General features: G+C 59.1%; 10 protein-coding genes. 6 read left to right on the top strand and 4 right to left on the bottom strand.

All coding sequences use genetic code 11. The features are described from left to right. Positions 1-27: 27 nt before the first annotated feature. The 5 genes from I5961_RS14115 (at position 28) to I5961_RS14095 (ending at position 6,025) form a co-directional block, all read left to right on the top strand. Entirely contained in the window at positions 28-1,383 is a 1,356-nt protein-coding gene (locus I5961_RS14115) for a lysylphosphatidylglycerol synthase transmembrane domain-containing protein (protein WP_227235552.1), read from the top strand. Next, complete coding sequence (gene mgtA / locus I5961_RS14110) at positions 1,274-3,601, top strand: magnesium-translocating P-type ATPase (protein ID WP_227235596.1); 2,328 nt, start codon at positions 1,274-1,276, stop codon at positions 3,599-3,601. Before I5961_RS14115 ends, mgtA begins: the two co-directional genes overlap by 110 nt. 126 nt (positions 3,602-3,727) lie before the next feature. After that, positions 3,728-4,618, top strand: coding sequence for a universal stress protein (locus I5961_RS14105; RefSeq protein ID WP_227235551.1), 891 nt, complete (start codon positions 3,728-3,730; stop codon positions 4,616-4,618). Between the two features lie 56 nt (positions 4,619-4,674). Then, the gene (locus tag I5961_RS14100; protein WP_227235550.1) at positions 4,675-5,379 is read left to right on the top strand and encodes a phosphoribosyltransferase; all 705 of its coding nucleotides are present in this window, start codon (positions 4,675-4,677) and stop codon (positions 5,377-5,379) included. Then, entirely contained in the window at positions 5,372-6,025 is a 654-nt protein-coding gene (locus tag I5961_RS14095) for a dienelactone hydrolase family protein (RefSeq protein ID WP_085696125.1), read from the top strand. The genes I5961_RS14100 and I5961_RS14095 overlap by 8 nt, the downstream gene beginning before the upstream one ends. An 88-nt stretch (positions 6,026-6,113) precedes the next feature. Here I5961_RS14095 and I5961_RS14090 read toward each other — a convergent pair whose 3' ends face one another. The 3 genes from I5961_RS14090 to I5961_RS14080 all read right to left on the bottom strand — a co-directional run bounded on the left by I5961_RS14090 (position 6,114) and on the right by I5961_RS14080 (position 8,950). Next, positions 6,114-7,481, bottom strand: coding sequence for an erythromycin esterase family protein (locus tag I5961_RS14090; RefSeq protein WP_227235549.1), 1,368 nt, complete (start codon positions 7,479-7,481; stop codon positions 6,114-6,116). 94 nt (positions 7,482-7,575) lie between these two features. Then, on the bottom strand, positions 7,576-8,055 hold the full coding sequence (locus I5961_RS14085; protein WP_227235548.1) for a GNAT family N-acetyltransferase: 480 nt from the start codon (positions 8,053-8,055) through the stop codon (positions 7,576-7,578). A gap of 247 nt (positions 8,056-8,302) precedes the next feature. Continuing rightward, complete coding sequence (locus I5961_RS14080; RefSeq protein ID WP_085696450.1) at positions 8,303-8,950, bottom strand: BON domain-containing protein; 648 nt, start codon at positions 8,948-8,950, stop codon at positions 8,303-8,305. A 170-nt stretch (positions 8,951-9,120) separates the two neighbouring features. On the opposite strand from I5961_RS14080, the gene I5961_RS14075 reads away from it, so the two are divergent. Further along, a complete protein-coding gene (locus I5961_RS14075; RefSeq protein WP_227235547.1) occupies positions 9,121-11,403 on the top strand; it encodes a heavy metal translocating P-type ATPase in 2,283 nt (760 codons plus the stop codon). Between the two features lie 43 nt (positions 11,404-11,446). Here the strand turns inward: I5961_RS14075 and I5961_RS14070 are convergent, their stop codons facing one another. Next, positions 11,447-13,126 carry an HAD-IIB family hydrolase gene (locus tag I5961_RS14070; protein WP_227235546.1) on the bottom strand — a complete coding sequence of 560 codons (1,680 nt, stop codon included), beginning with the start codon at positions 13,124-13,126 and terminating at the stop codon, positions 11,447-11,449. Between the last annotated feature and the right edge of the window lie 279 nt (positions 13,127-13,405).

Genomic DNA, 13,405 nt, shown 5'->3' with positions numbered 1-13,405 from the left:
GTGCCTTCATTTGCGCAGGGGCACGGCATGTCGTTAAAACCACCCGTTTCAGAGATCGACCGACAGCCAGCACTGGAACGTGGCCGGCATTACAGCCGGTCGGCCCTGTGGCTGACCTGGCTGCTGGGCGCCGCGATGTTTGCGACGGTGGTAGGGGTTGCTCTGCATTTTACCGATGTCGAATCCTTCAGCCGCTTGCTGACGCAGGCGCAGCCGCAATGGCTCATCGTTGCTTTCGTTCTGCAGGCCCTGACATACGTCGCCCAGGGCCAGGTCTTTCGCGTAGTGCTCAAGGCCGGGGGCCAGGACCTGTCCCTGTGGGTCGCGGGCAAGCTCAGCGTGATGAAGCTGTTTGTCGACCAGGCGCTGCCATCCTCCGGGATCAGCGGGGCGTTCGCTGTCGTGGCCTCGTTTGTTCGTCTGGGCTTTGTCAGGCCGGTGGTGCTGGCGTGTCTGGTACTGGACCTGTCGGGGTATTTTCTGGCCTATGCCTTGTCGGTGGGCCTGGCGTTGCCGGTCATCATTGTTCAGGGGCACGGTACCACCGCCGTGCTGACCACCTGCGTGATCTTCGTCGCATTCAGCCTGCTGCTGGCGCTTGTCACTCCGGGGCTGGCGGGCAATGCACGACTGATGACCCATGTGCCGGGCCAACGGTTGGCGATCGTTGCCAGAAGCCTTGCCTTGCTGACCGGCGCGGACCGGCGTCTGGTGCGCAGCCGCCTTCTGCTGTTGCGCATCACCTTGCTGGAACTGGCAATCATCCTTCTGGACAGTGCAACCCTGTGGGTGCTGGTGCGCTCGCTAGGTGTTTCGGCGCCGCCCTTGGGCCTGTTTGCCGGGTTCATGCTCGCCAGCGTCTTGCGCAGTATTGGCATTGTGCCGGGTGGTCTTGGGGCGTTCGAGGCGGCTGCCGTCGTCACCATGCACTGGGCCGGTATCGACGTGGCGGTGGCGCTTTCCGCAACCTTGCTGTTTCGCGGGCTGACGTTCTGGTTGCCGATGCTTCCCGGCCTTTGGCTGGCGCACCGGGAATGGCATTCCTCCGCTCACGGGCACGGCCTTGCGGCAAACCCGGATTACTGGAGTCCGGCGGTCAGTCAATTGTTCATTAGCTTGCACAGTGGGCCAGCGGGATTGAGTCACGCTCAAGCCAGGGCACGACGGCGTCGAGCCCCCCGCCCCAATCAAGGATCGACCCAAGGGACTGGGCAGGCTGGTGCTGGAGCAGATGCGTACGCCGTTGGTATTGATTCTGATCGCCGGCGCCGGTATTGCCGTGTGGGTGGGGGACTGGCTGGATGCGGCAATCGTTGGTTGCATTGTGCTGATCAGCGCGGTGCTCAGTGCCTGGTACGAGAATCGTGCCAGCCGTGCGGTTGAGCAGTTGCGCAGCAAGATTGCCTTGCGAGCGACCGTGCGGCGAGAGGGCCACTTGCTGGATGTTGCCGCCAGCGATGTGGTGCCCGGGGACATTCTGGTGCTCACCGCCGGCAGCCTGATCGCTGCCGACGGTCGTATCCTGCAGGCACTCGATTGTTTCATCGGCGAGGGCCTGCTGACCGGCGAAACCTACCCGGTGGAGAAAACACCGGGGGATTGCGCCCCGGAAGCCACCCTCGCGCAGCGTCACAATTGTGTGTTCATGGGCACGTCGGTGCGCAGCGGTTCGGCCGAAGTTCTGGTGACCCGCTACGGCCAGGACAGTGAAATCGGTCATATCGCCAGAACTCTTGCGCTACGCCCTCCGGAAACGGAGTTCGAGCGAGGCCTGCGGCACTTTGGCGGCCTGCTGCTGCGCGTAATGCTGGTGATCACCATCGTCGTGTTCGGCATCAACATCCTGCTGCATCGTCCCCCCCTCGACACGCTCATGTTTGCGATTGCCCTGTCCATCGGACTGTCGCCGGAACTGTTGCCGGCGATCCTCAGTATCACCCTGGCCAAAGGTGCGCAGCGCATGGCCGGCAAGGGGGTGATCGTGCGTCACCTCAATGCCATTGAAAATCTCGGGACCATCGACATTCTGTGTACCGACAAGACTGGAACCCTGACCCGCGGGGTTGTGGTTCTGGACGCAGCGATGGATGTCGAAGGCATCGCAGCACCGAGCGTTCTGCAACTGGCAGTGCTCAACGCGAGCCTGCAGACCGGCATGCGCAACGCCATGGACGATGCCATCACCCTCGCGGGCAAAGACCTGGGGACGGACGACGGGGTGCGGAAAATCGATGAAATCCCTTATGACTTCGTGCGCAAGCGCCTGAGTGTGGTGGTCAGCCAGAAGCCGCCGGCTCCCCGCTTGATGATTACCAAGGGAGCGTTGGACAACGTGTTGCAGGTCTGTACGCAGGTGCGGCATGGGGGCCAGAGCGTGGCACTGGACACCGCTGAACGGGCATTGATCGCGCAACGCTTCGGCGAGTGGAGCGAGCAGGGCTACCGCGTCCTGGGACTTGCCACGCGTGAGCTGCCGGAGCAGATGCATTATGGCCGCGAGGATGAGCGAGACATGAGCTTTCGCGGTTTCCTGTTGTTTTTTGATCCGCCGGAACCGGGAGTCACGCAAACCATCGCCACCCTCGACAGGCTCGGAGTGCAGGTGAAAATCATCAGCGGCGACAATCACCTGGTGGTGCAGCATGTCGGCACGGCAGTCGGCCTGCCTGTGGAGCGCATCATTACCGGCGCCGAGCTGGCAGTAATGAAGGACGAGGCGCTGATGCACCTGGCGGCGCGCACGACCCTGTTCGCCGAAGTCGACCCCAATCAGAAGGAGCGCATCATCCGCGCCCTGCAGAAGACCGGTCATGTGGTGGGGTACATGGGGGACGGAATCAACGATGCCCCGGCGCTGCAAGTGGCGGACATCGGGATCTCCGTGGACAACGCTGCCGACGTGGCCAAGCAGGCCGCCGACTTTGTGTTGCTGGAGCACGACCTGGACGTGCTGCGCGAGGGTATCGAAGAGGGGCGGCACACGTTTGCCAACACATTGAAGTACATTTCCATCGTTTCCAGCGCCAACTTCGGCAACATGATCAGCATGGCCCTCGCGTCGCTGGCGCTGCCCTTTCTGCCGCTGCTCGCCAAGCAGATCCTGCTTAACAACTTCCTGTCGGACATTCCCTCCATGGGTATCGCCAGCGATAACGTTGACCGGGAATGGCAAAGTACCCCGCATCGCTGGGACATCATTCAGATCCGCAATTTCATGGTGGTCTTCGGGCTGGTGAGCTCGTTGTTCGACATCGTGACGTTCGTGGCTTTGTACCTGCTGTCGCAGATGGTGCCCGAGGTTTTTCGCAGCGGCTGGTTCGTGGAGTCGCTGCTGACTCAGCTGCTGACGATTTTCATTGTGCGTACCTACAAACCGTTCTATCGCAGTCGCCCGGCAACGCTACTGATGGTCAGTGCCCTGGCGGTCGGGCTGCTGGCGATCGGGCTGCCGTACAGCTCAATCGCCGCTTCGCTGGGATTGGCGCCTTTGCCGTTACCGATCCTGGCATCGGTGCTGGCGATCAGTCTGCTGTACACGGTGTGTGCCGAAGGCGCGAAGCGTGCGCTTGACCACAAGTCGCCTGCTCGTACAGGCACTTGACATAAATCAACGTCAAGGCCGCCTTCACGGTGGATTCTGAAATCCATACAGGTGCCTGGTCACCGGACAGCAAGCGGTTCGTTCAGGGTGGCGGGCAGCGACAAGCAAGTTTCGTGGAGTCCGATCATGAGCCAGTATCAACGATTATTGCTGATCATCAACCCGGCCCTGCGCCAGTCCAAAGCCCTGGACCATGCCGCCGCGCTGGCCAAGGCCAGTGGTGCCAGCCTGCACGTCGCCGCCTTGATCCCAACCTGGAAGCTCTTGTCGCTACTCGAAGAAGGCGATCGGGAAAAAGCACGCGAAGAGTACCTGCAAGACCAGCGCAACTGGCTCGAATACCACACCGGTCACCTGCGCAGCAGGGGGCTTGAGGTGACGGCGGAGGCGAAATGGGCCGATGACCTGCAGCAAGACATTCTCGATTATGTCGCGGAAATGCAGCCCGACCTGTTGATCAAGCAGGTGCAACGCGAGCCCGCGCTCAAGCGCGGTTTCTTTACCCCACTGGACTGGCGTCTGTTGCGTCATTGTCCGGTACCGGTGTACCTGCCTGGCGAAGGTGATCATCCTTTGCCGCGCAAGGTAGTGGCAGCGGTCGATGTGGCCGACACCCTGGAACAGGAGGACGGGCTCAATGAGCGGATCATCCAGCAGGCGTCCAGCCTGGCTATCCAGTGTCAGGCCGAGTTGCACCTGGTGTATGCCTGCGACGCATCTGCGCTGTTCCTGGGTGATATGGGCGGCGGGGGCCTGACCCTCCCGGATCTCTACAGTCAGTTGCGCCAAGGCCATGAAAAATCCTTCCTCGACCTGGCTGGTCGGTATGGCGTGCCGGCTGACCGGCGGCATTTCATCGAGGGGCATCCCGTAGCCGTGCTGCAAGCGTTCGCCGATGAGCGAGAGATGGACGTGATTGTGATGGGCAGAGTCGAGCGTCACGGCATGGACAAACTGTTGGGCAGCACCACCGAACATGTCCTGTACCAGGTGACGTGCAGCATCCTGGCCGTTTAGCGCGGTCATGAATCGCCATTGTTCAACTTCCTTCTTCAACTTCCCAGGAGGTTAACGTGATCCACAGTCCCTCACTGCAAACGACCTTGCCTAACCGCGCCGAAGCCGGTCGGCGCTTGGTCGAACCCTTGCTCAAATACGCTGACAGGCCTGAGGTAATCATCCTGGCCTTGCCCCGTGGCGGTGTCCCGGTGGCCTATGAAGTCGCCACCGCCCTGCGTGTGCGGCTGGACCTGATGCTGGTACGCAAGCTCGGCGTCCCTTCGCACCCCGAATACGCCATGGGCGCCATAGCCAGTGGCGGTGTACAAATCCTCAACGAGGATGCGCTGCGGGCGCACCCGATCGATCGAGCCGGTTTCGAGGCGGTGGTCGCCCGGGAAGCGCAGGAGCTGTCGCGACGTGAAAAAGCGTATCGGGGAACCCGCCCGCCACCGAAAGTAAGGGGCCAGGTGGTCATCCTGATCGACGACGGTCTTGCCACAGGTTCTTCGATGATGGCTGCGATCCAGGCGGTAAAGATGCAGGCGCCGGAGCGCGTCATCGTTGCGGTACCGGTTGCTCCTCGGGAAACAGTCGAGGATTTATCGATGCAAGTGGACGAAGTCGTCTGTTCGCTCATTCCTGACTGGATGATGTCGATCGGCTACTGGTATCTGGATTTTCCCCAGACCTCGGACGAAGAAGTCATCGATCTCTTGCAACGCGCTTGGGAGCGAAAATTGCCGAGCGTCTCCTGCACGGAACATCGCGATGCCTGAAGCTGAATTTAGATGCCTGGATCTGCCTGGCGTTGAATTGTCCGCCGATTTGCGTTTGCCGGAGAACGCGCGCGCCCTGGTCATCTTCGTACACGGCAGCGGGAGTGGTCGATTGAGCCCGCGCAATCAATACGTGGCCGATGTATTAGCCCTTCGGGGCTTGGCCTCGCTGCTGTTCGACTTGCTGACGGAACCGGAGCAGCGCCTGGATAATCTTAGCGGGGTCCTGCGCTTCGATATTTCCCTGCTGGCTAGACGGTTGATCGATGTGATCGATTGGGTCGGGCGGGACCGTGAGTTGTGTTCTTTGCTCATGGGTCTGTTCGGCGCCAGTACCGGTGCGGCGGCAGCAATGGTGGCTGCCGCCGAGCGAGCGTCGGTGGTAGGGGCAGTGGTCAGCCGGGGTGGGCGAACCGATCTGGCCGGGCCGGCCCTGGCCCGAGTGAAGGCGCCAACGTTGCAGATTGTTGGCGCACAAGACCCAATGACACTGGCCTTGAATCGCCGGAGCTCACAAATCCTGCGGTGTGAGCAACGGCTGGAAGTCGTGGAGGGTGCCACGCATCTTTTTGAAGAGCCTGGCACGCTGGAAGAAGTCGCCAGGCTCGCCGGCGACTGGTTTGAGCAGCACCTGCGGACGACGTAGTGGGTCGTTCTTACTGTCGCAGCAGATTGCCAACACTAATTGCTCGCGATAGTCGTCAACCATAACGCTGAACATCGTTTCAGGTTCATCACACGCCAAACGGATAGGTTTCATCTTCTGCTTCCAGTCGCTGGTTTTTCGGCAGCGGCAGCGCGGTGACCGGCCTGGTTTGCTCGAACCAGATCATGGCATCGAATTGCTCCGCCAGCATCGACTCGAAGTAGTGACTGAAGCGTTCAGTCTGGGGACGGTAAATCACCCCGATGGCGCGTCCCAGCAAGACCGCGGACAGAGCACTGCGAAGCTCCTTTTGCTGCGGAGCACGCCAGTCCGTCAATGATGCTGCAACCCCGGCCTTGAGAAATTGATGTTCCCAGCTGTCTGGTCGAGAAGGGCGAATGTCCTTGATCAACATCTCGCCATCCCAGTCATCGGCCGCTGCGACCTGACCACGGTCGGTGGCCATACCAATCAGGACCACATCACGTCCAAAGGCATTGCGGCACAGTTGGCCGATATTGAACTGCCCCTTCCAGCCCATTTCCGTGGCGGCGGCATTGCCGATATGGGAGTTGTGGGCCCAGACCACAGCCTTGGCCTGCGGCCCCCGATGTTCCAGTACTGCGCGCAACGTATCGAACATGTGTCGGTCTCGCAGGTTCCAGGAGGCTGCCGAACCCCGATAGATCGCGCGGTAATATTGCTCGGCCGCTATCACTACGCGGGCATTCTGCGTCGCATTGAAGAATGCTTCGTTGTTTTGGATAAGCCCCGTCAATTGGTCAGCCAGCATGGCACTGAGCTGCTCGATCACTGGTTGCTCACAGGGCATCACGCCGCCACGCTCGACGAAATGACCGTACAAAGAAGGATCATCCTGCCATGGGGTCAGACACCCATAGCGCCGACGCGCTTCTTGGGCCAATTTCGGGTCAATCCGATCCAGATAACTCAGTACCTCATGGATGGAGTTGCGCAAGCTGTAGACATCCAGGCCGCGAAACTCGACGCGATGTTGAGGGCTCTGCCGATGGTTGAATTGATGCAGCCAGTGGGCGAAGGCTTTTACTTCGCCGTTTCGCCACATCCAGGTGGGGAAACGGCTGAAAATGTGGCGCGTCCACGCCGTGTGCGCCAGACCTCGGACATACTGATCTACGTGGCCGGCGTCCGGCCAGTCGGCTTCCACTGCGACGATATTAAAACCGTGTCGCTCGATCAGGCTTTGGGTGATGACTGCCCGGGCTCGATAGAAATCGGCGGTCCCATGGCTTGCTTCGCCAATCATCACCACCCTCGCGTCAGCGTAGCGATCAAACAGGTCCCCGAAAGCGGGGGAGTCCAGGTCTGGTAGCGGCTCGGCGTATTGACGCAACACTGCCGGTATGTGCGATGTGTCATGGAAGTGTCGCTGGCCGATTAATTTGTCCAGCAATGTGTGCGTATGAGAGTTCATGAGTGTCGTCCTCCGAATGGCGAGCAACTTGTGGCGGCAAGGCGCTCGGGTCATACCAGAAGTTGATGCGTCGGCTTGAAACTTTGCACAGGCGTTACAGGTACAGGCGATGAATGACCTTATGGGGGTCGAAAGGATCGTCGTGGGTTTCAAAACCCAGACATCTGGCCAACTCACGAAAGGGCGCGTTGCTGGAGGTGCTGACCGAGTACAAGTGGTGGACGCCATTGGCGCGGGCAGCGTCGATCAAGTACTCCAGCAATAACGTTCCCAGACCGAGGCGTTTCCAGCCAGATGCGATGGTCACGGCGCATTCGCACTGGTATTTGCCCGTCGCGGCATAGCGACTGGCGCCGATTTCGATCAAGCGGCCATTCTCGTGGGCCAGCGCGATACAGGCTTGGGTCTGGTGGGGGGCGTGCTGCTGCCTGAGTAAAAGCGCATGCCGGGATTCAGGCGCCGAATGCCGGACCAGAGCGTATTCACGAACTTGATCTGCTTGCGTGACATACCTGATCAACACCGGGCGGCCGTTGCCGAGAATATCAATCCAGGAATTTTCAGAGGCGTTCACCGTTCAGCCCTCCATCGGGCGGTCACTTGACGCAAGGAAATCTCAAACGCTCAAGTTCTTTCTTGCGCTGTTGGCCGTCACCGGACTTGATCTGCATATGGACTCAAAAAGCAGGCCCACGTAGATGCCAATTTCCTCATTCATGTTGCCCGGCAGCATCAGCATGTCGTGATCACACACGATTCCCCGATGGAGGCGGCGTAGCATGGACAGCCCCGGATATTCAGGGAATTTCCGGGGCCGTGATTCAGGCTATCAATAGCTGGTCTTCCACTTTGCTGACGCCCGGCACCGACCACGCTGCTCGTTCGGCGATTTCACGCTCACGCCAGAAATGCACTTTGCCTTCGAGTTTTACAACACTGCCATCGACCTTGATCCGTATGCCCTTGGCATCAACTTCGGCATTGCGCTTGAGGGCTTCTTCGATACTTTGTTGGATATCGACGACCTTCACTCTCGGGCGCAGGGTGATTCGGTTATCCACCCCGACAACGCCTGACAATTTGCGCACCGCACTTTCAGCGACTTCTTTCTGATACTGCCAGTCCACCTGGCCTTCCAGGGTTACCCAGCCTTTTTGCACGACGACCTTGATGTCGCCGGCGGGTGTGTCGGAACGCCACGAGATGATATTGACGGCACGGTTTGCGATGGTGTCATCGTCCGTACCTGCACCCTTATCCAGGCGAACCTGTATTTCTTCAGCCACGGCACGTACTCCTTTGATCGCCTTGACCGCGCGCTCGGCGCTGATTTTTTGAGCGTAGCTTTTCACGTGGCCGGACAGTGTGACGATGCCATTTTCCACGCTGACGCCAATGTGGGCGGCATCGATGTCGGGTTGAAAGTCAAGCTCATCCAAAATGGTATTGCGCAGGGTGATGTCGCTCATGATCTTGTCCTCTTCCAGGTGACTGAAATGCATGGGCCGGCAAAGCCCATGTCTTTTTTCTACGCTGGAGCGATAGAAAGACTTTGAGCTAAATCAAAAAGACCACAACTCCCGGGTGCAGAGCTCCGGTAACAGGCGGGGCTACATTCGGTTCAGAGGCGTGAAGAGCAATGTTCAGTAAATGGCTGGACCCCATGCTTTTGCTGCTTACAACGCTGGCGTTGCTGGCTGGTGTCGTTGCACATCGTGCGCAAGAGAATGATTGGGCATCGTATTGCTGGGCCGCAGGCAGCCTGACGATGGCATTGGTTCTGCTCGTCGAGATTGCCGGGCGATTGGCCCGACGTGAGGCAGGAGTGGATTTGATCGCACTGTTGTCGATCAGCGCCGCCCTGTTTTTCGAGCAGGCTTTGGTCGCAGCAGTGATCGCTCTGATGCTGGCGACCGGTCGCACGCTGGAATTCTTTACCCGTCAACGAGCCGAGCGTGAACTGCGTGCGCTTATCGATCGGGCACCGCGTTTTGCCTGGTTGCAGGAGAAGGGGGGCTTACGCCAGATTCCCGTTGAACAGATTCATCCAGATCAGACATTGCTGGTACGGCTAGGAGAGGTTGTACCGGTCGATGGTCGCTTGCTCAGCCCGACAGCGATTCTGGACGAGTCGGCACTCAGCGGTGAATCCTTGCCCGTGACCCGAAGAGAAGGTGAGCAGTTGCCCAGCGGAGTCTCCAACGTAGGCGCCCCCATTCTGCTGGTCGCTACGCGAACGGTTGCGCAAAGCACCTACGCTGCCATCGTGCGGCTGGCCGAAGCGGCGCGCCGTTCACGCGCGCCTTTTGTGCGCCTGGCTGACCGCTATGCACTGTTTTTTATCCCGTTGACTTTGTTGGTGGCGGCGCTGGCGTGGCATCTGAGCGGCGACCCCTTGCGAGCGTTGGCGGTGCTGGTGGTGGCCACGCCTTGTCCTCTGATTCTGGCAGTGCCCATTTCGATCATGTCGGGTATATCCCGAGCCGCGCGGCGCGGAATATTGATCAAGGATGGCGCCACCCTGGAAGCGCTGGCCGGGATCAAACAAGTGTTTTTCGACAAAACCGGCACGCTGACCAGTGGACACGCGCGCCTGCAGTCGATCGAAGTCAATGGACTGGCCGATCCGCAGCAATTGCTTGGCCTGGCGGCCTCGCTCGCACAGGCTTCGACGCATCCCATCTCTCAGGCCATTGTCGAGGCAGCGCAACAGCGCAGGGTGTCCCTGAGCCTGCCAACCGAGGTGCAGGAGAGTCCGGGCGAGGGGCTTTGCGGGCGCATCGACGGTAAGCAGGTGCGATTGGGCACACTGTCTTTTGCTCATCAGGACGCTTACGAAACCGATTGGGCTGTCGCCATGCTTCGCCACATGGATTATCTGGCCTGTAGCGGAAGCTTTATCGAAGTGGATGGAAAACTGGCGGGCCTTTTGGTCCTCGCTGACACTGTTCGGCGCGAAACTCCACAAACGCTGCGCCGGTTACGCTGCAAAGGGATCGAGAGAATCGTCATGCTCACCGGCGATCGCCCGGAAACTGCCGAGATGATCGCAATGTCTGCCGGAATCGACGAGCTGCGCGCGGGTTTGACACCCGAGGATAAGGTGCGGGCTGTGCAGGAGGGCTGTTTGCGCAGCCCCACGCTGATGGTCGGTGACGGCATCAATGATGCGCCCGCATTGGCGGCGGCTAACGTTGGTGTGGCAATGGGGGCCAGCGGTGCAACCGCTTCGGCACAAGCCGCAGGCGTCGTTCTGCTGGTCGATCGCCTGGATCGTCTGGTCGAGGCCCTGGACATCGCTCAGCGAACCCGTCATATCGCTGTCGTCGGTGTGCTGGCCGGCATGGGCCTATCGTTGCTGGCCATGGTCGCGGCGGCGCTCGGCTTTCTTGCGCCACTCATCGGCGCTGTGGTGCAGGAGGGCATTGATGTGCTGATTATCCTCAATGCGTTGCGGGCATTGGGGCCACTGTGGGGGCGTCGAAAGGGCATGCTGACTGCAGAGCATATTGATCGGCTGCAGGATGAACACCGGCAACTGTCCAGCGTGCTGAGTGACCTGCACCACCTGGCCGCTGACTTCGCCCGGCGCCCGGTTGTACAGGCACGAACCGAACTGCAGGAGCTGGTCGACAGGTTACAAACCTCATTGGCGCACCACGAGCATGATGATGAACAGCTGCTTTACCCGCTTTTAACGCAACGGTTGCCAGGCGAGGACCCGATGTCAGCCATGAGTCACGCCCACCGAGAGATCTTCCGCCTGATCCATTTGCTGGCGCGCATGAGTCGTGATTTCAATGCCGAATCGGCCAGGGCCGATGCCGACGAAATTCAGCATCAATTGATCAGGCTCGATACCCTGGTGCGCCTGCACTTTGACCAAGAGGAGGAGCTGTTCCGTTTCCTTGACTCACGCTGAACGAACGTTGTGGATACCGGCTGAGCGTCTGACTCCGGCCGATTCAGAGGTGATAGCGCGATTGGATGATGCGCCTGATCTGATCCATTGCCTTTTTGGGGACCATGCTTTTGTCCATTTCGATAAGGCGGGTCTTATTGGCAAGCACATCGTCCCGGATCACTTTGCGAAACCAATTGGAGAAATCCCCGGCATCGAGATGCTCTCGAAGGGCTGGTTCTTCAATTTGCGTTAAACAGGATAAAAACTCAGTCAGGTTGGCGGCACTCCGGCCAAGCGCAGGAAAATAGAATGATCGCCATGCACCGACGTCTCCCGCAACGTACTTGCCGCTGTGGCGATGGTGCTTTTGATGCGGCTGCATCTGTTCGATCAGGTATACCTCGTCGTCTCCGTGCAAGCTCCAGAGACAGGCATGCTCCAGACCTGGCGTCCGCTCGGGAAACCGAGGGGAAGGTCGCTGCATGCGCTTGGCGAATTGCTCGACCAGTTCCCGAGCAGTGCTGCCAAGCGTTACCAGCACGTCGACCCCATCAAGTAGCTCCGGGCAGACCTGGTCGAAGTCGAGGGCTACGATGATTGCGCCGATGTCCTTGAGAAAGCCGGGCGGCCAACTTGAACAGTGGGGAAGCATGTAATGCGCTTCGTCGACGATCAACCAGTAGGGGCGACCTGAAGTGCTGCGCAAATGCTGAAGAAAAGGCAGCAGGTCGCCAAACAACTGCACGCGCGCCGAGAGATCCAGGGCAAGGGCATTGACCACCACATTGAGCTGCGCCTGCAAAAGATAGTGCACGGCATCTTCTGTCGTCGGGGGCGCAGTGAGGCCGCCGATGGTCACCGCGTCTTCCAGCGTGAGGTAGTCGCCCTCTGGATCGATGATGCAGAATCCCTGATGAGCCTGGACCATTCTTTCCGTCAGCCAGGTGATGTAACTGGATTTTCCGGCCCCGGAATTGCCAATTACCAACATCACCGATTCTGGAGGCAGCCATAACGGGTGCCCATCGGTGGACTGCCCCAACTGAACCCCGATGCGTTCGACGCCAACCAGCGCGGCATCTTTTTCCAGCAGCATTTCGACCAGCTCGCACACGCCTTGACCATGGTCACGCGTCAGGCACAGGTCAGCGCTGGATTTTATGGAGGCTATGGCATTGCTGACCGCTGCGGCACAGCCGCAGATCGACAGAAAGGAATGGTCGTTTTCCGCATCGCCCACTCCGACCACGTTCAATTCGCATATGCCTAAATCTCGTAACGCTGCAACAAGACCGGACGCTTTGTTCACGCCAGGCGGCAGGATCATGATGGCGTCCTTGTTGAAGGTTATCTGCAGTTCAAGCCCCAACTCGTGAATGCTACTGATCACCTCATTTTCGAATGGCTGCCAAGTAGCGATGACCGACTGTCCGATCGACAACGGTGACACCCCTTTGGCGCGCAGGTGACCCACCAGCTCGGTTGAAGCGGGATCTGCAATAAGCTCCTCGGTATCGGTACTCGGGTCGTACAAGAGCGCGCCATTTTCGGCAACCACCCTGTCAAAAAGATCCAGATGCGGAAAATGATGTTTAAGCGCTTGCAATTCCCGGCCTGAAATCAGCAATAACTTGCGACCGCTTTTTTTCACTTCGCTGAGCGATGCGCAGACTTGAGCAGGAACGCTACCGTTTTCGGCAATGGTCCCGTCGTAGTCAACTGCCAAGGCAAGGAAGTGCATGCTCGATCCCCATCAGACTCAATTGAGTGCAAAGGAAGACAACTGGAACGGACTATCGACCGACTCCTCGACTGTATTGAGAGGCAACTTATTGGGGCCAACATTGATTTTTATCAATTTTAAGTCGAGCGTTTGCTGATTGACGTCGGGCCTCATTCGCGTGCAACCACAGTTGTTCAACAGCGTTGCTTTGATTGATCAAAAGCACATGTTTCTTTTGTTATTAATAACCCGAAGTGCTTAAGCCTGCAGATTACTGAACATGAGTAAGCTGCAGGC

Source organism: Pseudomonas sp. IAC-BECa141, from assembly GCF_020544405.1.
In the GTDB taxonomy this organism is placed as follows: domain Bacteria; phylum Pseudomonadota; class Gammaproteobacteria; order Pseudomonadales; family Pseudomonadaceae; genus Aquipseudomonas.
The sequence above is the reverse complement of the archived record's forward strand: the minus strand, read 5'-3'. Positions and strand labels throughout refer to the sequence as shown.